The following is an 18,572-nucleotide window of genomic DNA, read 5'->3' as shown; positions in this document are numbered from 1 at the left end:
TAGAAAAAGAAAATTGCTGAAATTTGCAGAACCTATATACATAAATGCATGAAGACCATGGACTGGAATCATCTTCGCGCGTTTCATGAGACCGCATCCACCGGCTCGCTGTCGGCGGCGGCGCGGCGCCTCGGGCTGACGCAACCCACGCTCTCACGGCAGATCCAGGCGCTCGAAGCCAGGCTCGGCGTCCCGTTGTTCGAGCGCATCGGCCGTCGGTTGGCGCTGACACAGACCGGGTCGGACCTGCTCGACCACATCCGTGTCATGAACGACGCGGCCGATGCCGTCGCCCTGGCCGCCAGCGGCCGGGTGGAGGAAATCGGCGGGCGGGTCTGCATCTCCGCCACCGACACCTATTGCGCCTACCTCCTCCCGCCCGTCATCGCGCGCATCAGGGCGCAGGCGCCTGGGGTTTCCATCGCGATCGTCGCGGCAAACGAACTGAGCAATTTGCATCGGAGGGAAGCCGACATCGCGGTCCGCCATGTTCGCCCCGATCAGCCGGGCCTGGTCGGCCGGCACGTCTGCGACACCGAAGCCTGCTTCTACGCATCGCGTGACTGGACGGCCCGCAACCCCCTCCCGCGGACCGTCGCCGATCTGGCCGGCGACGCCCTGATCGGCTTCGGCGATACCGAGCGCTTTTCGGCCTATCTGCGCGGGATCGGCATACCGATGTGCGCCGAAGACTTCCGGCTCATCGCCGATTCCTCGGTCGCCATTTGGGAAATGGTCAAGCGCGGAATGGGCGTGGCGGCGATGCTGCGCGAGATCGCCCGGCGGACGCCGGAGGTGGTGGAGCTCCTGCCGGACATGCCGCCGATCTCGGTGCCCGTCTGGCTCGTAACCCACAAGGAACTGCAATCCAGCCCCCGCATCCGGCTGGTCCACGACATCCTGGCCGAAGAACTCGCCCGCCTGTAGGAAGGCGTCGCGCCCTCACCCCAGAAACAGCCCCTCCAGGAACCGCGCCGCATCCTCGAAGCGTCCCTCGCCGCCGCGCTTGTCGCCCAGCACGGCGCGCACCTGCACGTCGAAATCGGCATAGTGCTGCGTCGTCGCCCAGATGGCGAAGATGAAGTGATAGGGGTCGGAGGTCTTCAGTTTGCCGTCGCGCATCCAGTGGGCGATCACCGCCGCCTTCTCGTCGACCAGCGCCTTCAGCTCGCCTTCCAGCGTCGGCAGGATGCGCGGCGCGCCCTGCAGGATCTCGTTGGCGAACAGCCGGCTTTCGCGTGGGAAATCACGCGCCATCTCCATCTTGCGGCGGATGTAGGAGCGGATTTCCGTCTGCGGGTCGCCCGCCTCGTCCATTGCGCGCAAGGGCGCCAGCCAGGTTTCCAGCAGCCGCTGAATCAAGGTGGCAAAGATCGCCTCCTTGTTCTTGAAATAATAGAGGAGATTGGGCTTCGACATGCCCGCCGCGTCGGCGATCTGGTCGATGGTCGAGCCGCGAAAACCATGCTGCGCGAACACCTCCAGCGCCGCCTCGCGGATCAGCTCGCGCTTCTCGCGCTGGATGCGGGTGCGCTTGGGAGCAGCAGGCCTATCCATGAACCGCTTCCCGCAGGCGTTTGGCGGTCATCTGGCCCAGCCGATTAGTCCACTGTGGAATGCGCGCCGCAGAAGACATTTCCCCTACTATCCCCTTGACCGCCCTCATGGCGGTGTTAACGTTTGTCCAAACGGTCAAAATTTGCGTAGCATATCTTTGCGCAAAGCACCAAGCATTGGCCGGGACAAGCCGAGCGAAACAACAATCAGGGGAAGCTTGGTCATGCTCGACAGGCTCAACAAGAGGCCGAACGACCTATCCGCGTTCTGGATGCCGTTCACCGCCAACCGCCAGTTCAAGCAGGCGCCGCGCATGCTGGTGGCCGCGAAGGACATGCACTACACCGCCGAGGACGGGCGCAAGATCATGGACGGCACGGCCGGCCTGTGGTGCGTCAATGCCGGCCATTGCCGGCCGAAGATCACCGAGGCGATCCAGCAACAGGCCGCCGAGCTCGATTATGCGCCGGCCTTCCAGATGGGCCACCCGATCGTCTTCGAATTCGCCAACCGGCTGGCGGCCATGGCGCCGGAAGGCATGGACCATGTGTTCTTCACCAATTCCGGTTCCGAATCGGTCGACACGGCGCTGAAGATCGCGCTGGCCTATCACCGGGTGAAGGGCAATGGCTCCCGCTTCCGCCTGATCGGCCGCGAGCGCGGCTATCACGGCGTCAATTTCGGCGGCATCTCGGTCGGCGGCATCGTCACCAACCGCAAGATGTTCGGCACGCTTCTAACCGGCGTCGATCATCTGCAGCACACCCACCTGCCGAAGGAAAACGCCTTCACGCGCGGCGAGCCCGAGCATGGCGGCGACCTGGCCGACGAATTGGAGCGCATCGTCACCCTGCACGACGCCTCGACGGTGGCCGCCGTCATCGTCGAGCCGGTGGCCGGCTCCACCGGCGTGCTGATCCCGCCGAAGGGCTATCTGAAGCGCCTGCGCGAGATCTGCGACAAGCACGGCATCCTGCTCATCTTCGACGAGGTCATCACCGGCTTCGGCCGCCTCGGCGCGCCCTTTGCGGCGGACTATTTCGGTGTCGTGCCCGACATCATGACCACCGCCAAGGGCATCACCAACGGCGTCATCCCGATGGGCGCGGTCTTCGTCAGGAAGGAGATCCACGACGTCTTCATGAACGGGCCCGAACACCTCATCGAGTTCTTCCACGGCTACACCTATTCGGGCAATCCGATCGCCTGCGCGGCGGGCCTGGCCACGCTCGACACCTATCGGGAAGAGGGCCTGCTCACCCGCGCCTCCGAGCTCGCCGACCATTGGGCCGACGGGCTGCATTCGCTGAAGGACGAGCCGCACGTCATCGACATCCGCAACATCGGCCTGGTCGGCGCCATCGAGCTGGAGAGCATCCCCGGCGAACCGACGAAGCGCGCCTTCTCCGCCTTCATCAAGGCCTTCGAGCGCGGCCTGCTGATCCGCACGACGGGCGACATCATCGCCCTGTCGCCGCCGCTGATCATCACCAAGGGCCAGATCGACGAACTGATCGATCACATCCGCGAAGTGCTGCGGATGGTGGATTGAGATGGGCAGCGAGCGAGAGAAAGCCAGCCACACGGTTCTGGTCGACGATGAGCGCGTGCGCGTGACCCGTTGGGATTTCGCGCCGGGCGCGGAGACCGGATGGCACCGTCACGGCATGGATTATGTCATCACCACGCTCACGCCATGCTCCTTCCTGCTGGAGCTGCCGGGCAATGAAACCGCCAGAAGCGACCTGCAGGCGGGCGCTTGCTATCGGCGCAACGAGGGTGTGGAACACAATGTCGTCAACGCCGGCGACCAGCCGATGGCCTTCGTCGAAGTCGAGTTGAAGTAACGGAAGGGACAATCTGCCGATGGCCGCACCGGGTGAGAATTTAAGGATCAACGCCGACCGTCTTTGGGACACATTGATGGAGATGGCGAAGATCGGCCCCGGTGTGGCCGGCGGCAACAACCGCCAGACCTTGACCGACGAGGACGGCGAAGGCCGCGCCCTGTTCAAGAAATGGTGCGAGGAAGCCGGCCTCGAAATGGGCCTCGACGCCATGGGCACGATGTTCGCCCGCCGCGAAGGCACGGACCCGGACGCCCTGCCCGTCTATGTCGGCAGCCATCTCGATACCCAGCCCACCGGCGGCAAGTATGACGGCGTGCTGGGCGTGCTGGGCGGCCTGGAAGTGATCCGTTCGCTGAACGACCTCGGCATCAGGACGAAACACCCCATCGTCGTTACCAACTGGACCAATGAGGAAGGCACGCGCTTCGCGCCCGCCATGCTCGCCTCCGGCGTTTTCGCCGGCCAGCACGAGCTCGAATGGGCCTATGACCGCACCGATGCGTCGGGCAAGCGCTTTGGCGACGAACTGACCCGCATCGGCTGGAAGGGCGATGAAGAGGTCGGCCAGCGCAAGATGAAGGCTTTCTTCGAACTGCACATCGAGCAGGGGCCGATCCTCGAGGACGAGGACATCGACATCGGCGTCGTCACCCATGGCCAGGGCCTGTGGTGGCTGCAGGTGACGTTGACCGGCCGCGACAGCCACACCGGCTCGACCCCCATGCCCAAGCGCCGCAATGCCGGCCTCGGCATGGCGCGCGTGACGGAGCTGGTGCACGAGGTGGCGATCGACTACCAGCCGGACGCCGTCGGCGCCATAGGCCATGTCGAGGTCTATCCCAATTCGCGCAATGTCATTCCCGGCAGGACGGTGTTCACCATCGACATCCGCTCTCCGAACGAAAAGGTGCTGAACGAGATGCGTACCCGCATCGAGGCCGGCATCGAAACCATCTGCGAGGCGCTCGACATCACCTTCGAGGTCGAGCCGGTCGGCCATTTCGATCCCGTCACCTTCGACGAGGGCTGCGTCAAGGCGGTGCGCGATGCCGCCGATCGCCTCGGCTATTCACACCGCGACATCGTCTCGGGCGCCGGCCACGACGCCTGCTGGATCAACCGCGTGGCGCCGACCGCCATGGTCATGTGTCCCTGCGTCGACGGGCTGTCGCACAATGAGGCGGAGGAAATCTCCAAGGAGTGGGCGCAGGCCGGTGCGGACGTCCTGTTCCACGCCGTGGTGGAGACGGCGGAGATCGTCGAATGAGAGAGAGGGCCGCCCAGGAGGCGTGCCAGAGCATTTTGCAGTCAGGTGGAATCACCTGACGTCCGCATAAATGCGAAAAAACAAAGAGATAGCCCGGTCCAGCGTCTCCATGAAAGGCTGGACCGGGCTAGTGAGCGTGGGGTAGCGCACGGATGGATGTCGAAGGCCTGCTGCAGAGCGTAATCCGGTTCTCGAACTTCATGACATCGAGGCTGGTGGTTTCCGGCGTCGTCTTCTACGTCATCTCCGGCTTCACCGACATCGGCAGCAGCACCGAGGGCTTTTTGCCCGATGCCGACCTGTTGAACCAGGTGGTGCAGAACTACCAGACGATTTTCGACGTGCTCGGCGTCTCGGATTTCGCCCTGCTGCTGATCTTCTTCCTGTTCCTGACGACGATCCACCTCCTCTATGTCATCTTCAACCGCATCGGCGAATATCTGCCGCCGGCCATCATCCCCCTGTCGGGCTGGGAGGCTATCGATGACGTGACGCTGACGGCCTTCGACATCCTGCGCGAGGCGCGCGGCGAGGAGCACACGGACGAGGAGAACCAGCGGCTCTACGAGTTCAAGAAGAAGCTGCGCGAGATCGAGCAGACCACCGAGGCGAAGTACCACAATGAGATCGAGGGCGTTTCCGCGGCCTTCCGCATCGCGAAAACCTTCATCCTGTTCTCCCTCTGCGCCTGGCTCTATGCCCTCCTTTCCGGCAGATACACCGGCGACATGAGCATCCTGCTGGCCATTCTGGGCCTGTCGGTGCTGACGGCGCTCTACACCGCCTTCGCCATCTTCCGCGCCAATTACGAGCGCACGGGATTGCTGCGGCAGGAGGTCATCGGGCAGTTTCTCGAATTCGCCCGCATCTGGGCGCCATCCGGCTACCAGCAGCGCGTCGAGGCCGCCTGCGCGCCGTCCCGCGATCTGAAGCCCGCGCATTTCGCCGTCATCGTGCCGGTCTATGGCACGCTTGACGAACTGGTCGGCGATGTGCGCCGCTGGCGCGACAAGCGCCTGCGCCGCCAGGCGGGCCGCGCGGCAATCCAGAGCGCCGCTTTGAGCCAGGCGCCGCTTGCCGCTATCCTCACACAAAAAGCAAGCGACGAAGTCGCACCGACAGGGGAACCCAATGTCCAAGGTCATTAAGAACGGAACCATCGTCACCGCCGACCGGACCTGGCGGGCCGACATTCTGATCAAGCATGGCAAGATCGTCGGCATCGGCCCGGACCTGCACGCCGATCACGAGATCGACGCCACCGGCTGCTACGTGATGCCCGGCGGCATCGACCCGCACACCCATCTGGAAATGCCCTTCATGGGCACCTATTCCAGCGACGATTTCGAAAGCGGTACGCGCGCCGCCATCTCCGGCGGCACCACCATGGTCGTCGATTTCTGCCTCCCCTCGCCCGGCCAGTCCCTGCTCGAGGCCATCCAGATGTGGGACAACAAGTCGACGCGCGCCACCTGCGACTATTCCTTCCACATGGCCATCACCTGGTGGGGCAAGCAGGTGTTCGACGAGATGCCGCAAGTGGTCGACAAGGGCATCACCTCGTTCAAGCACTTCATGGCCTACAAGGGCGCACTGATGGTCGATGACGACGAGATGTATTCGTCGTTCCAGCGCTGCGCCGAGCTCGGCGCGCTGCCCCTCGTCCATGCCGAGAACGGCGACGTGGTGGCGCAGCTCCAGGCGAAGCTGCTCGACGAAGGCAATGACGGCCCGGAGGCGCATGCCTATTCGCGCCCGCCCGAGGTGGAGGGCGAGGCCACCAACCGCGCCATCATGATCGCCGACATGGCCGGCTCCCCGCTTTATGTGGTGCACACCTCCTGCGAGCAGAGCCACGAGGCGATCCGCCGCGCCCGCCAGAAGGGCATGCGCGTCTTCGGCGAGCCGCTCATCCAGCATCTGGTGCTCGACGAGGGCGAATACGCCAATGCCGACTGGGACCACGCCGCCCGCCGCGTGATGAGCCCGCCCTTCCGCAGCAAGGAGCATCAGGCGTCCCTGTGGGCCGGCCTGCAGGCGGGCTCGCTGCAGGTGGTCGCCACGGACCATTGCGCCTTCACCACGCAGCAGAAACGCACCGGCGTCGGCGATTTTACAAAGATTCCCAACGGCACGGGCGGGCTTGAGGACCGCATGCCGGTCCTGTGGACCTACGGCGTCAACACCGGCCGCCTGACCATGAACGAATTCGTCGCCGTCACCTCGACCAACATTGCAAAAATCCTCAACATGTATCCGCAGAAGGGCGCCATCGTCGAAGGCGCCGACGCCGACATTGTCGTCTGGGATCCGAAGGCGGCGAAAACCATCTCGGCCAAAAGCCAGCAATCGGCCATCGACTACAATGTCTTCGAGGGCATCGCGGTCACCGGCCTGCCGAAAACCGTCCTGTCGCGCGGCGAGATCGTCGTCGAGGACGGCGCGGTGAAGCCGAAGCCCGGCCATGGCCAGTTCGTCGCCCGCCAGCCGCACATGGCGGTCAACAAGGCGCTGTCGCAATGGAAGGAGATCACCGCGCCGCGCAAGGTCGAGCGCAAGGGCATCCCGGCGAGCGGCGTATGAGCGGAGAAGTCCTGGTGAACGCAAACCCAGCCATACGCCCGGTCGCTGCCTCCTCCTCCGGTTCCAGCGACACTGTCGTCGAGGCGCGCGGTCTCGGCCTCACCTTCGAGACCAATGACGGCCCCGTTCGCGCCTTGTCGAATGTCGATCTCACCGTCAACAAGGGAGAATTCGTTTCCTTCATCGGCCCGTCCGGCTGCGGCAAGACCACCTTCCTGCGCGTCATCGCCGATCTGGAGCAGCCGACCGAAGGAGAAATCCACGTCAACGGCCTGACGCCCGCCGAGGCGCGCCGGACGCGCGCCTATGGCTATGTTTTCCAGGCCGCAGGCCTGTTCCCCTGGCGCACCATCGAGCAGAACGTCGCCCTGCCGCTGGAGATCATGGGATATGCAAGGGCCGAGCAGCGAGAACGCGTCCACCGCACGCTCGACCTCGTCAACCTGGCCGGCTTCGAGAAGAAATTCCCCTGGCAGCTCTCCGGCGGCATGCAGCAGCGTGCCTCGATCGCCCGGGCGCTTGCCTTCGACGCCGACCTGCTCCTGATGGACGAGCCGTTTGGCGCACTGGACGAGATCGTCCGCGATCACCTCAACGAGCAGCTTCTGGAATTATGGGCCAGGACCGACAAGACCATCTGCTTCGTCACGCATTCCATTCCCGAGGCGGTGTATCTGTCGACACGCATCGTCGTCATGTCGCCGCGTCCGGGCCGTGTGACGGATGTGATAGAATCGCCCTTGCCCAGGGAGCGGCCGCTCGACATCCGCGAATCTCCCGAATTCCTGGAAATCGCCCACCGCGTCCGCGAGGGCCTGAGGGCGGGACACGGCGATGATTGAGCGGCAGACGATGGCCTCGACCGGCTTGTACCCCCCTCTGCCCTGCCGGGCATCTCCCCCTCAAGGGGGGGGATTGTCCCTTCATCAATGCCTTGTGCTTCCGGTTGACGTTTGGCGAAGCCGAAATTGCCAGCCGATCTCCCCCCTTGAGGGGGAGATGGCCGGCAGGCCAGAGGGGGGCGCGAAAGGGCGCCTCCCCCGGGGACACGCCTCATGACCGCCGCCGCCGACATCGCTCCGGCGACCTCCGCCTCGCTGCTGCAGAGGGCGGCCGCCGGCAACACGCTGCCGATCCTCATCGTGCTCGGCGCCCTCCTCCTTGTCTGGTACGCCTTCACCGTCTATCTCAACGCCCCCTGGCAGATCGACGCCTATGCGCGCGCCGATACGCCGTGGACCGCCGCCGATCTCGTCCGCGACACGATGGCCCAGGAGCGTCCCGTGCTGCCCGCCCCGCATCAGGTGGCCGCCGAAATCTGGAAAACCACGGCCGGCACGCCGATCACCTCCAAGCGCAGCCTGTTCTACCACGCCTGGGTCACGCTTTCCTCGACCCTGCTCGGCTTCGTCATCGGTACCGCGCTCGGCGTGCTGCTCGCCATCGGCATCGTCCACAACCGGGCGATGGACAAATCCGTCATGCCCTGGGTCATCGCCAGCCAGACCATCCCCATCCTCGCCATCGCCCCGATGATCATCGTTGTGCTCAACGCCATCGGCCTGTCGGGCATCCTGCCCAAGGCGCTGATCTCGACTTACCTGTCGTTCTTCCCGGTCGTCGTCGGCATGGTCAAGGGGTTCCGCAGCCCCGAAATCATCCAGCTGGACCTGATGCGCACCTACAACGCCGGCGGCGCGCAGACCTTCTGGAAGCTGCGCTGGCCGTCCGCCCTGCCCTATCTCTTCACCTCGATGAAGGTGGCGGTCGCCATCAGCCTGGTCGGCGCCATCGTCGGAGAACTGCCGACCGGTGCCGTCGCGGGCCTCGGCGCGCGGCTGCTCGCCGGCTCCTATTACGGCCAGACGGTGCAGATCTGGTCGGCCCTGTTCATGGCGGCCGCCCTTGCCGCCCTTCTGGTCGGCATCATCGGCATCGGCCAGCGCATGGTCATGGCGCGCATGGGAGAAAAGGCATGAACTGGGCGCTGACGGGAGCCTTTGTCTTCTGGGCCGGCGCATGGGCGCTCAACGAGTGGCTGTCGCGCCTGACGCCGCGTTCCGCCGCCGGCAAGCGTACGCTCGGCCTGCTCGTGCCGGCGATTTTCGGCATCACCCTGCTCGTCGTCTGGGAAGGCGTGGTGCGCGGCTTTCACATCTCGCCCGTCCTTCTGACCCCGCCATCGGCCATCTGGATGCGGCTCGTCAACTCGGTTCCCATCCTCTGGGCCGATTTCCAGCAAACCTTCCTGAAGGCCGTGCTGATCGGCTATGCGATCGGCTGCGGCGCCGGTTTCCTGACCGCCATCGCCATCGACCGTTCGCCCTTCCTGCAGCGCGGCCTGCTACCGCTCGGCAACTTCGTCTCGGCTCTGCCGATCGTCGGCGTCGCGCCGATCATGGTCATGTGGTACGGCTTCGACTGGCCCTCGAAGGCCGCCGTCGTCATCATCATGACCTTCTTCCCCATGCTGGTGAACACGGTGCAGGGCCTGTCGGCCGCGAGCGCCATCGACCGCGACCTGATGCGCACCTATGCATCGTCCTACTGGCAATCGCTGTTCAAGCTGCGTCTGCCGGCAGCCGCGCCCTTCATTTTCAACGCGCTGAAGATCAACTCCACCCTGGCGCTGATCGGCGCCATCGTGGCGGAATTCTTCGGCACGCCCATCGTCGGCATGGGCTTCCGTATTTCCACCGAGGTCGGACGCATGAACATCGACATGGTGTGGGCCGAAATCGCCGTTGCAGCACTTGCCGGTTCGCTGTTCTATGGCGTGGTGGCGCTCATCGAGCGCGCCGTCACGTTCTGGCATCCGTCCATGCGCAATGAATAACCTTGCGGTGCGATCCTGACAGATGGGACCATCTGTCAGGAAAGATCGCCCCACCGGGTCAACAGCTTGTGGGCTGACTTCCCGAAACAGATGGTCCCATCTGTTTCGGTCAGACCACGAGGTCGTGGAGAACGGCCCAATCACAGAGGGAAACACAAGATGAAACAGATAATGACAGGCATACTCTCCGGTGCAATGTTGTTCGCAGCCTCGCAGGCGCTGGCCGCCGACGACGTGACGCTGCAGTTGAAATGGGTCACCCAGGCCCAGTTCGCCGGCTACTACGTCGCCAAGGACAAGGGTTTTTACGAGGAAGCCGACCTGAACGTCGAGATCAAGCCTGGCGGACCGGACATCGCACCCGTGCAGGTGCTGGCCGGCGGCGGCGCCGACGTCATGGTCGACTGGCTGCCCTCGGCTCTTGCCGCGCGCGAAAAGGGTGTGCCGGTGGTCAACATCGCCCAGCCTTTCGCCCGCTCGGGCCTGACCATGGTCTGCCGCAAGGAGACCGGCATCGAGAAGCCGGAGGATTTCAAGGGCAAGACGCTCGGCACCTGGTTCTTCGGCAACGAGTACCCGCTCTACAGCTGGCTGTCGAAACTCGGCATCGCCCGCGACGGCTCGGCCGAGGGCGCGACGATCCAGAAGATCGGCTTCAATGTCGATCCGCTGCTGCAGAAGCAGGCCGACTGCATCACCGCCATGACCTACAATGAATATTGGCAGGTCATCGACGCCGGCCTGACCGAGGACGATCTGGTGGTCTTCTCCTACACGGACGAAGGCGTCGCCACCCTGGAAGACGGCCTCTACGTGCTGGAGGACAAGCTTTCCGACCCCGCTTTCGTCGACAAGATGGCGCGCTTCGTCAAGGCCTCGATGAAGGGCTGGCAATGGGCCAGGGAAAACCCCGATGACGCGGCGATGATCATCCTCGACAACGACGCCACCGGAGCGCAGACGGAGAAGCACCAGAAGCGCATGATGGGCGAGATCGCCAAACTGCTCGGCGACAGCGCCACGCTCGACGAGGCCGCCTACAAGCAGACGGTCGATACGCTCCTGCAGGGTGGCTCCGACCCGGTCATCACCAAGGCGCCGGACGGCGCCTTCACCCACACGGTCAGCGAAAAGGCTATGTGATCGGCGCACACGTCCAACGGCGCGAAGGGGCGGGAAACCGCCCCTTTTTCATGCCGCCAGCCTTCGCCGCTCAGCCTCGCGATAGGCGCCGGGGGTCGTCCCGGCCTGACGGCGGAAGAAGCGGTTGAAATAGGCCGGGTCCTGGAAGCCCAGCGAATAGGCGATCGCCTGCACCGGCGTCGGCGTGAAGATCAGGTCGCGCCGCGCCGTCTCCAGCATCCGTCGCGCCAGGAGTTGCGAAACGCTGGCACCTGCCTCGCGCCGCGCCAGCCGGTTGAGTTGCGCCGCCGATACGCCGACGCGCGCCGCATAGAAGCCGACCGGCCGATGCTCGCGAAAATGCGCGGCGATCAGCGTCTCCAGCGCCTGCATCCGCGCGCTGTCGCGGGTCACCGGGCCCTGCCCGCCCGGCATCAATCGCCGGCTCGCCCGCGCCAGCCAGACCACCGCCTCCACCACCAGCGCGTCGAGCAGCAGATCGCGCCCGACATCGCGCCGCGCATTCTCCGCGTGGATGCGCCAGAACAGATCGTCGAGCCGCGCGCCCTCCTCCTCCGCTTCCTCACCCAGAGGGATAATGCGGGTTTCGGCAAGAAACGCCGAAAGCGTCCGGTCGGCCGCGCCCGGCAATGAAAGCCGGTCGGCCAGAACGGTCGTCACCAGCCCCTCGGCCCCCTCGGCGAAACGAAACCCGTGCGCTGCTCCCGGCGGGATGAACAACACGCAAGGCGCGGCGAATGGCCTGTCCTCGCGTCCGCCGCCGATCAGCATTCCCTTGCCCTCGCTCACCCAGAATATCTGGAAAAGCGCCGAATGCCGATGCACGGCGATTTCCCAATTGTGCAGCCCGCTGCGCACGGAAAGCGTTTCGCAATGCAGCCAGAAATCCGCCGATTCATCTGTTTTCTCTTGATAAAGCCGATAATTCGGTATGGCTTTCCGTGCCATGAAACACTCCCTGAATGATTGGAATGTGCAATCCTTTGCCAAAAATGTCCATTGCGGCCGGAGGCGAGAGTTTTCACCCTAGCGTCCGGACAGGGAGGATTGCTTCGACGTGCGTACACAGGTCGCCATCATCGGATCGGGGCCAGCCGGGCTCCTGCTCGGGCAGCTTCTGACCAACGCCGGCATCGACAACATCATCCTGGAACGCTCCTCCAAGGCGCATGTCCTGTCGCGCATCCGCGCCGGGGTGCTCGAGGAAGGCACCGCCGCCATGCTCGACGAGGCCGGCGTCGGCGCCCGCATGCGCCGCGAGGGCCTGCCGCATGACGGCTTCGACCTCACCTTCGACAACCGCCGCCACCGGGTCGACCTCCACGCGCTGACCGGCGGCAAGCGCGTTCTGGTCTACGGGCAGACGGAGGTGACGCATGATTTGATGGACGGGCGCGAAGCCTCGGACGCCGTCACCGTCTACGAGGCGAAGGACGTTCTGCCGCAGGGTTTCGACACGCGCACCCCCTCCGTCACCTATGAGAAGGATGGCGTCACCCACCGCGTCGATTGCGATTTCATCGCCGGCTGCGACGGCTATCATGGCATCTCCCGCCAATCGGTCCCGCAACAGGCGATCGACACCTTCGAGCGCGTCTATCCCTTCGGCTGGCTGGGCATCATCGCCGATGTGCCGCCGGTCGGCCACGAGCTGATCTACGCCAACCATCCGCGCGGCTTCGCCCTGTGCTCGATGCGCTCGACCACGCGCAGCCGCTACTACGTGCAGGTCGCCGCCGACGAGCGCGCCGACGACTGGTCCGACGAACGCTTCTGGGACGAGATCCGCCTGCGCCTGCCGGACGCGACCGCGCAAGCCATGGCGACCGGCCCCTCGGTCGAGAAATCCGTCGCGCCGATCCGCTCCTTCGTCGCCGAGCCGATGCGCTTCGGCCGCCTGTTCCTGGCGGGCGACGCAGCGCACATCGTCCCGCCGACCGGCGCCAAGGGCTTGAATCTCGCTGCCAGCGACGTCCGTTATCTGTTTGATGCGCTTCGTGAATTCTACATCGAGAAATCGGCGGCCGGTCTCGACGACTATTCGCGCAAGGCGCTGGCGCGCGTGTGGAAGGCGGAGCGCTTCTCCTGGTGGATGACCAACACCATGCATCGCTTTCCCGACCAGGGCGCGTTCGGCCAGAAGATCCAGCACGCCGAGCTCGACTATCTCTTCCAATCGCGCGCCGCCTTGACCATGCTGGCGGAGAATTATGTGGGGTTGCCCTTGTGAGCAGCGGGAGGTCGTTATGTCCGAGAGCAAGAAGAACGAACGCTACGAGACCGGCATGGCCACGCGCCGCGCCGTGCTGGGCGATGACTGGGTGGATGCCGCCGAAAAGCGCAAGACCGATTTCGACGCGCCGTTCCAGGAGCTCATCACCGAAGCCGCCTGGGGGCATGTGTGGTCGCGGCCGAACTGGACAAAACGCGAGCGCTCCATCGTCACCATCGCCCTGCTGGCCGCCCTTGGCCAGGACGAGGAACTGGCCATGCATGCGCGCGCCACGGTCAACACCGGCGCGACCGCCGAGGATCTGCGCGAAGCCATGCTGCACGTGGCGATCTATGCCGGCGTGCCGGCCGCCAACCACGCCATCAAGATCGTCAAGCGGACGCTGGCCGAGCTGGAAGGAGACGGGGAATGAAAAACGCCAAACCGGAAACCGGCAGCTTCTTCCAGCGCGACCGGACCTGGCACCCGCCGGTGCTTACGCCGCTCTACAAGACCTCCGTCACCCGCTCGCCGCAGCGCGCGCCGATCTCCTTCGCCAACACGCTGTCGGAAATCACCGGCCCGACCTTCGACCACGAGATCCTGGGCGCGCTCGACAATGATCTGACGCTGAATTTCGCCCGCCCCGGCGAAAGCGCCATCGGCCCGCGCATCATCGTCTATGGCCGCGTGCTCGACGAGCGCGGCATCGGCCTGCCCAACGTGCTGGTCGAATTCTGGCAGGCCAATGCCGGCGGCCGCTACCGGCACAAGAAGGACGGTTATCTGGCTCCTCTCGACCCGAATTTCGGCGGCTGCGGCCGCGCCATCACCGACGAGGAAGGAAACTATTCCTTCCGCACCGTCATGCCCGGCCCCTATCCTTGGCCGAACGGACCGAACGACTGGCGGCCGGCGCACATCCACTTCTCCGTTTTCGGCCACGGTTTCGTCCAGCGCCTGATCACGCAGATGTATTTCGAGGGCGACCCGATGATCTGGCAATGCCCGATCGTCGGCACCATCCCCGACAGGGCTGCCGTGGAAGGCCTGATCGCCGCGCTCGACATGGCCGCCACCGTGCCGATGGACGCGCGCGCCTACAAGTTCGACCTCGTCCTGCGCGGCCGCCGCTCGACCCTGTTCGAAAACCGCATGGAGGGGAATTGATGGTCCAGCAACTCGGACGACTGAAGGAAAGCGCCTCGCAGACCGCCGGCCCATACGTGCATATCGGCCTGACGCCGAATTTCTGCGGCATAGCCGGCGTCTATCCCGAGGATCTCGGCACCCGCCTGGTCGGCGAGAAGACCCGCGGCGAGCGCGTCAGGATCGAGATGCGCGTCATAGACGGCACCGGCACGCCGCTGAAGGACGTGCTGGTCGAAACCTGGCAGGCTGACGCCGACGGGCTGTACAATTCGCCCTCCGAGACGCGCGGCGCGGCCGATCCGCATTTCCCCGGCTGGGCGCGCATCGCCTCCGACATGGAAACGGGCCTGCTTGCCTTCGACACCGTCAAGCCCGGCCGAGTGCCCTTTCCCGACGGCCGCATGATGGCCCCGCACATCAGCCTGTGGATCGTCGCGCGCGGCATCAATCTCGGCCTCGCCACCCGCCTGTATTTTTCCGACGAGGAGGAGGCCAACGCCGAGGATCCCGTTCTGACGCGCCTTGAGCATCAAAACCGCGTGCCGACGCTGATCGCCACGCGCCGGGACGACACCTACACGTTCGACATCCATTTGCAGGGCGACAAGGAAACGGTGTTTTTCGACATCTGATCGGGCATAGTGTCAACGGTGCGCTATTTCTTGAACGCAAGGCAGCCTGCCCAATGACCATCTCCCCCTTCGATCATCCGATCCTTTCCGGCCTGCTTGGCGACGAGGCGCTGGCCGGCCTGTTTTCGGCGCGCGCCGAGATCGACGCCATGCTGCGTTTCGAGACCGCGCTTGCCGAGGCGCAAGCGCGGGAAAGCGTGATCCCACACGAGACCGCCACAGCCATTGCCAAGACAATCGCCGGCTTCAGTCCCGACATCGCCAAGCTCAAGGCCGGCATTGCCCGCGACGGCGTGGTGATCCCGGCACTGGTCAAGGAGCTGCGCGCAAAACTGCCGGCAGCGCATCGCCCGCACCTGCATTTCGGCGCCACCAGCCAGGATGTGATCGACACCGGCCTTGCCCTGCGCTTGAAACCCGCCTGCAACGTCTTCGCCGAACGCCTGGAACGTCTCGCCGCGCGCCTCGCCGACCTCGAAAGCCGCGACGGCACCATACGGGTGATGGCGCACACCCGCATGCAGGCCGCCATTCCCGTCACGGCCGCGCGCAAGATCCGCGCCTGGCGCGAACCGCTCGAGCGCCATGGCGAACGGCTGGACCACATGCGCAAGGATATCGAGATCCTGCATTTCGGCGGTGCGGCCGGCACGCTCGACAAGCTCGGCGACAAGGGATCGGCCGTCGCCCGTCGCGTGGCTGTCGCGCTCAGCCTGTTTCCCGTCGATCATGCCCGCCACGCGGAGCGCGACGGCATCGCCGCATTCGCCTCCCTCCTGTCGCTCATCACCGGCAGCCTGGGCAAGATGGGCCAGGACATCGCGCTTGCCGCGCAGAGCGAAGTCGGCGAGATCGTGCTTGCCGATGGCGGCGGCTCCTCGGCCATGCCGCACAAGAAGAACCCGGTTGCCGCCGAGACGCTGGTCACCCTCGCCCGCTTCAACGCCACGCTGCTTGCCGGCATGCATCACGCCCTGGTGCATGAGAACGAACGCTCCGGCGCCGCCTGGACGCTCGAATGGATGCTCCTGCCGCAAATGGTCGTGGCCACCGGTACGGCGCTGCTCAGGGCCGGGGAACTGGTGGAAGGGATAGCGTTCAGGCCGTTGGCGAAATAGGCGGCGAGACGCGGGGCGACACCTGTAGCCTGACCGTTCCGGCATGGATCCTCGGGTCAAGCCCGAGGATGACGATTGCAGCACCGACGTGCAAAGCGACTGAGCCTGTGGTTGGCAATCTCTCCCCTTTCGTCATCCTCGGGCTTGACCCGAGGATCCATGCCTGACCACCTGATCGCAACACCCCACCTACATCGCGTTCATCGTCAGAAGTTCATAAGCCGCCACCTGTTCGCCGTCCTGGTTGTAGACGCCGACATCCCAGCGCACCTCGCCATATTCGTCCTTGCGCCGCGTCTTCTGCTTGACCGTCAGGCGCACCTTCAGGCTGTCGCCGGGCGACACCGGCTTCATGAAACGCAGATTGTCGAGGCCGTAATTGGCCAGCACCGGCCCCGGCGCCGGCTCGACGAACATGCCGGCGGCAAACGACAGGATCAGATAGCCATGCGCCACCCGGCCGGGGAAGAAGGGATTGGCCGCCGCCGCGTCCTCGTCCATATGGGCGTAGAAATTGTCGCCGGTGAATTCGGCGAAATGCTCGATGTCCGCGAGGCTCACCGTGCGCGGCCCGGCCCACAGCGTGCGCCCCGGCGTCAGCTCGCCAAACGTCAGGCGGAACGGGTGCGGTTCCTTTTCCACGGTCGAGGCGCCCGCCACATGGCGGTTGGTAATGCCGGCGATGATGTCGGGGCTGCCCTGGATCGCCGTGCGCTGCATGTAGTGCATCACACCGCGCATGCCGCCCATTTCCTCACCGCCACCGGCCCGGCCCGGCCCGCCATGCACCATGTGCGGCAGCGGCGAGCCGTGGCCAGTCGCCTCCTTGCCCGTGTCGCGGTTGGCGAAGTAGAGCCTCCCGTGGAAGGCTCCGGCATCCAGCACCGCCTGCCGCGCCACCGTCGGATCGTGGGTGAACACGGACGCCACGAGCGATCCCGCGCCGCGCTTGGCAAGCGCCAGCGCATGGCCAAGGTCGCGATAGGGCATGACGGTCGAAACCGGCCCGAAGGCCTCCACCGCGTGAAGCTTCTCCGCCCCGTCCGGATCATCGCAGGAAAACAGCATCGGCGGCACGAAAGCGCCCCGGCCGGCGTCTGCCCCTTCCACCTGGAACGCATCGGGATCGCCGAAGACGCGCCTTGCCTCGGTCGCCAGGATGCCGGCCTTCTCCAGCACATCCTCGCGCTGTGCCAGGCTTGCCAGCGCCCCCATGCGCACGTTCTCGTCGCGCGGATTGCCGATCACCGTCTTTTCGAGCCGCGCCGACAGCGCCTCGATCGTCGCGTCGCGGTGGGCGCCCGGCACGAAGATGCGGCGGATCGCCGTGCATTTCTGCCCGGCCTTGGCCGTCATCTCGCGGTGCACCTCCTTGATGAAGGCGTCGAACTCCGCCGTTCCGGGCGCCGCGTCCGGCCCGAGGATCGAGGCGTTGAGCGAATCCTGCTCGGCGATGAAGCGCACCGACTGGCCGATGATCCTCGGATTGGCGCGCAGCATGCCGGCCGTCGAGGCCGAGCCGGTGAACGACACCACGTCCTGCCCCGTCAGCCGGTCGAGCAAATCGCCGGTCGAACCGGCGATGAACTGCACCGCCCCCTCCGGCAACAGCCCGGATTCGACGATCATGCGGAAGCAGGCTTCGGCCACCCACGCCGTCGCCGAGGCCGGCTTGACGATGGCCGGCACGCCGGCGATCAGCGTCGGCGCCAGCTTTTCCAGCATCCCCCAGACGGGGAAATTGAAGGCGTTGATGTGGACGGCCACGCCGCGCAAGGGTGTCGCCACGTGCTGGCCGACGAAATTGCCGCCGCGCGAAAGCTGCTCCAGCGCGCCGTCGACGAACACCTGGTCGTCGGGCAGTTCGCGCCTGGCCTTCGAGGAATAGACGAACAGCGTGCCGATGCCGCCGTCGATGTCGATCATCGAATCGGGCTTTGTCGCCCCCGTCTCATAGGAGAGTTCGTAGAGCGCGTCGCGCCGGTCGTTCAGATATTGTGCCAGCGCCTTCAGCGCGAAAGCCCGGTCGTGGAAGGTCATGGCGCGCAGGCCCGGCCCGCCGGTGTTGCGCGCGTGGTCGGCCATGGCGGCGAAGTCGAGCCGGCCGCCGATCTCCGCCACCACGCGGCCGTCTATGGCACTTCTGAGCTTCGCCGTGTCGCCGGACGGCGCCACCCATCGGTCGAGGGCGAAGCTGTTCACGGGAATGATGGACATATGGG

General features: G+C 65.3%; 18 protein-coding genes. 15 read left to right on the top strand and 3 right to left on the bottom strand.

Annotation, left to right across the window (positions count from 1 at the left end):
• Nucleotides 1-57: 57 nt before the first annotated feature.
• Nucleotides 58-927, top strand: coding sequence for a LysR family transcriptional regulator (locus tag AB843_RS17090; RefSeq protein WP_244468013.1), 870 nt, complete (start codon nucleotides 58-60; stop codon nucleotides 925-927).
• Nucleotides 928-942: 15 nt separating this feature from the next.
• Here the strand turns inward: AB843_RS17090 and AB843_RS17085 are convergent, their stop codons facing one another.
• Nucleotides 943-1,557 (bottom strand): TetR family transcriptional regulator C-terminal domain-containing protein, encoded by a 615-nt coding sequence (locus tag AB843_RS17085; RefSeq protein WP_048648094.1) that lies wholly within the window; start codon nucleotides 1,555-1,557, stop codon nucleotides 943-945.
• A gap of 223 nt (nucleotides 1,558-1,780) precedes the next feature.
• On the opposite strand from AB843_RS17085, the gene aptA reads away from it, so the two are divergent.
• From aptA to AB843_RS17040, 9 genes are all read left to right on the top strand, one after another.
• Nucleotides 1,781-3,109: an omega-aminotransferase AptA gene (gene aptA / locus AB843_RS17080; RefSeq protein ID WP_048648093.1), complete on the top strand. Its 1,329-nt coding sequence runs from the start codon at nucleotides 1,781-1,783 to the stop codon at nucleotides 3,107-3,109.
• Nucleotide 3,110: 1 nt separating this feature from the next.
• Entirely contained in the window at nucleotides 3,111-3,404 is a 294-nt protein-coding gene (locus AB843_RS17075) for a cupin domain-containing protein (RefSeq protein ID WP_048648092.1), read from the top strand.
• Nucleotides 3,405-3,423: 19 nt separating this feature from the next.
• Nucleotides 3,424-4,674 carry a Zn-dependent hydrolase gene (locus AB843_RS17070; protein ID WP_048648091.1) on the top strand — a complete coding sequence of 417 codons (1,251 nt, stop codon included), beginning with the start codon at nucleotides 3,424-3,426 and terminating at the stop codon, nucleotides 4,672-4,674.
• A 152-nt stretch (nucleotides 4,675-4,826) separates the two neighbouring features.
• Nucleotides 4,827-5,822, top strand: coding sequence for a hypothetical protein (locus tag AB843_RS17065; RefSeq protein WP_048648090.1), 996 nt, complete (start codon nucleotides 4,827-4,829; stop codon nucleotides 5,820-5,822).
• Entirely contained in the window at nucleotides 5,806-7,257 is a 1,452-nt protein-coding gene (gene hydA / locus AB843_RS17060) for a dihydropyrimidinase (protein ID WP_048648089.1), read from the top strand. Before AB843_RS17065 ends, hydA begins: the two co-directional genes overlap by 17 nt.
• A gap of 14 nt (nucleotides 7,258-7,271) precedes the next feature.
• Nucleotides 7,272-8,099: an ABC transporter ATP-binding protein gene (locus AB843_RS17055; protein ID WP_048648173.1), complete on the top strand. Its 828-nt coding sequence runs from the start codon at nucleotides 7,272-7,274 to the stop codon at nucleotides 8,097-8,099.
• A 213-nt stretch (nucleotides 8,100-8,312) separates the two neighbouring features.
• Nucleotides 8,313-9,236, top strand: coding sequence for an ABC transporter permease (locus AB843_RS17050; protein ID WP_048648088.1), 924 nt, complete (start codon nucleotides 8,313-8,315; stop codon nucleotides 9,234-9,236).
• Nucleotides 9,233-10,093, top strand: a complete 861-nt coding sequence (locus tag AB843_RS17045) for an ABC transporter permease (RefSeq protein ID WP_048648087.1) — start codon at nucleotides 9,233-9,235, stop codon at nucleotides 10,091-10,093. Before AB843_RS17050 ends, AB843_RS17045 begins: the two co-directional genes overlap by 4 nt.
• Before the next feature lie 159 nt (nucleotides 10,094-10,252).
• Entirely contained in the window at nucleotides 10,253-11,236 is a 984-nt protein-coding gene (locus AB843_RS17040) for an ABC transporter substrate-binding protein (RefSeq protein WP_087587136.1), read from the top strand.
• A 48-nt stretch (nucleotides 11,237-11,284) separates the two neighbouring features.
• Here AB843_RS17040 and AB843_RS17035 read toward each other — a convergent pair whose 3' ends face one another.
• A complete protein-coding gene (locus tag AB843_RS17035) occupies nucleotides 11,285-12,184 on the bottom strand; it encodes a helix-turn-helix domain-containing protein (RefSeq protein ID WP_048648085.1) in 900 nt (299 codons plus the stop codon).
• 109 nt (nucleotides 12,185-12,293) lie between these two features.
• Between AB843_RS17035 and pobA the strand changes: the two genes are divergently transcribed.
• From pobA to AB843_RS17010, 5 genes are read left to right on the top strand one after another with little or no spacing between them, the layout of a single operon-like run.
• A complete protein-coding gene (gene pobA / locus AB843_RS17030; protein ID WP_048648084.1) occupies nucleotides 12,294-13,466 on the top strand; it encodes a 4-hydroxybenzoate 3-monooxygenase in 1,173 nt (390 codons plus the stop codon).
• 16 nt (nucleotides 13,467-13,482) lie between these two features.
• Nucleotides 13,483-13,881, top strand: coding sequence for a 4-carboxymuconolactone decarboxylase (gene pcaC / locus AB843_RS17025; RefSeq protein WP_048648083.1), 399 nt, complete (start codon nucleotides 13,483-13,485; stop codon nucleotides 13,879-13,881).
• On the top strand, nucleotides 13,878-14,618 hold the full coding sequence (gene pcaH, locus AB843_RS17020; protein ID WP_048648082.1) for a protocatechuate 3,4-dioxygenase subunit beta: 741 nt from the start codon (nucleotides 13,878-13,880) through the stop codon (nucleotides 14,616-14,618). Before pcaC ends, pcaH begins: the two co-directional genes overlap by 4 nt.
• Nucleotides 14,618-15,232, top strand: a complete 615-nt coding sequence (gene pcaG / locus AB843_RS17015) for a protocatechuate 3,4-dioxygenase subunit alpha (RefSeq protein ID WP_048648081.1) — start codon at nucleotides 14,618-14,620, stop codon at nucleotides 15,230-15,232. The genes pcaH and pcaG overlap by 1 nt, the downstream gene beginning before the upstream one ends.
• 53 nt (nucleotides 15,233-15,285) lie before the next feature.
• Nucleotides 15,286-16,350: a 3-carboxy-cis,cis-muconate cycloisomerase gene (locus tag AB843_RS17010; RefSeq protein ID WP_048648080.1), complete on the top strand. Its 1,065-nt coding sequence runs from the start codon at nucleotides 15,286-15,288 to the stop codon at nucleotides 16,348-16,350.
• A gap of 189 nt (nucleotides 16,351-16,539) precedes the next feature.
• Here the strand turns inward: AB843_RS17010 and paaZ are convergent, their stop codons facing one another.
• Nucleotides 16,540-18,567 carry a phenylacetic acid degradation bifunctional protein PaaZ gene (gene paaZ / locus AB843_RS17005; protein ID WP_048648079.1) on the bottom strand — a complete coding sequence of 676 codons (2,028 nt, stop codon included), beginning with the start codon at nucleotides 18,565-18,567 and terminating at the stop codon, nucleotides 16,540-16,542.
• Between the last annotated feature and the right edge of the window lie 5 nt (nucleotides 18,568-18,572).

It is taken from the genome of Nitratireductor soli (genome assembly GCF_001050155.1).
Taxonomy (GTDB): Bacteria; Pseudomonadota; Alphaproteobacteria; order Rhizobiales; family Rhizobiaceae; genus Nitratireductor; species Nitratireductor soli.
Note: the sequence above shows the minus strand (reverse complement) of the source record. Positions and strands in the feature narration are given on the sequence as shown.

Coding starts and splice junctions, on each gene's coding strand:
- AB843_RS17090 (WP_244468013.1), top strand. CDS start 58: ATGGACTGGAATCATCTTCGCGCGTTTCATGAGACCGCATCCACCGGC.
- AB843_RS17085 (WP_048648094.1), bottom strand. CDS start 1,557: ATGGATAGGCCTGCTGCTCCCAAGCGCACCCGCATCCAGCGCGAGAAG.
- aptA (WP_048648093.1), top strand. CDS start 1,781: ATGCTCGACAGGCTCAACAAGAGGCCGAACGACCTATCCGCGTTCTGG.
- AB843_RS17075 (WP_048648092.1), top strand. CDS start 3,111: ATGGGCAGCGAGCGAGAGAAAGCCAGCCACACGGTTCTGGTCGACGAT.
- AB843_RS17070 (WP_048648091.1), top strand. CDS start 3,424: ATGGCCGCACCGGGTGAGAATTTAAGGATCAACGCCGACCGTCTTTGG.
- AB843_RS17065 (WP_048648090.1), top strand. CDS start 4,827: ATGGATGTCGAAGGCCTGCTGCAGAGCGTAATCCGGTTCTCGAACTTC.
- hydA (WP_048648089.1), top strand. CDS start 5,806: ATGTCCAAGGTCATTAAGAACGGAACCATCGTCACCGCCGACCGGACC.
- AB843_RS17050 (WP_048648088.1), top strand. CDS start 8,313: ATGACCGCCGCCGCCGACATCGCTCCGGCGACCTCCGCCTCGCTGCTG.
- AB843_RS17045 (WP_048648087.1), top strand. CDS start 9,233: ATGAACTGGGCGCTGACGGGAGCCTTTGTCTTCTGGGCCGGCGCATGG.
- AB843_RS17040 (WP_087587136.1), top strand. CDS start 10,253: ATGAAACAGATAATGACAGGCATACTCTCCGGTGCAATGTTGTTCGCA.
- AB843_RS17035 (WP_048648085.1), bottom strand. CDS start 12,184: ATGGCACGGAAAGCCATACCGAATTATCGGCTTTATCAAGAGAAAACA.
- pcaC (WP_048648083.1), top strand. CDS start 13,483: ATGTCCGAGAGCAAGAAGAACGAACGCTACGAGACCGGCATGGCCACG.
- pcaH (WP_048648082.1), top strand. CDS start 13,878: ATGAAAAACGCCAAACCGGAAACCGGCAGCTTCTTCCAGCGCGACCGG.
- pcaG (WP_048648081.1), top strand. CDS start 14,618: ATGGTCCAGCAACTCGGACGACTGAAGGAAAGCGCCTCGCAGACCGCC.
- AB843_RS17010 (WP_048648080.1), top strand. CDS start 15,286: ATGACCATCTCCCCCTTCGATCATCCGATCCTTTCCGGCCTGCTTGGC.
- paaZ (WP_048648079.1), bottom strand. CDS start 18,567: ATGTCCATCATTCCCGTGAACAGCTTCGCCCTCGACCGATGGGTGGCG.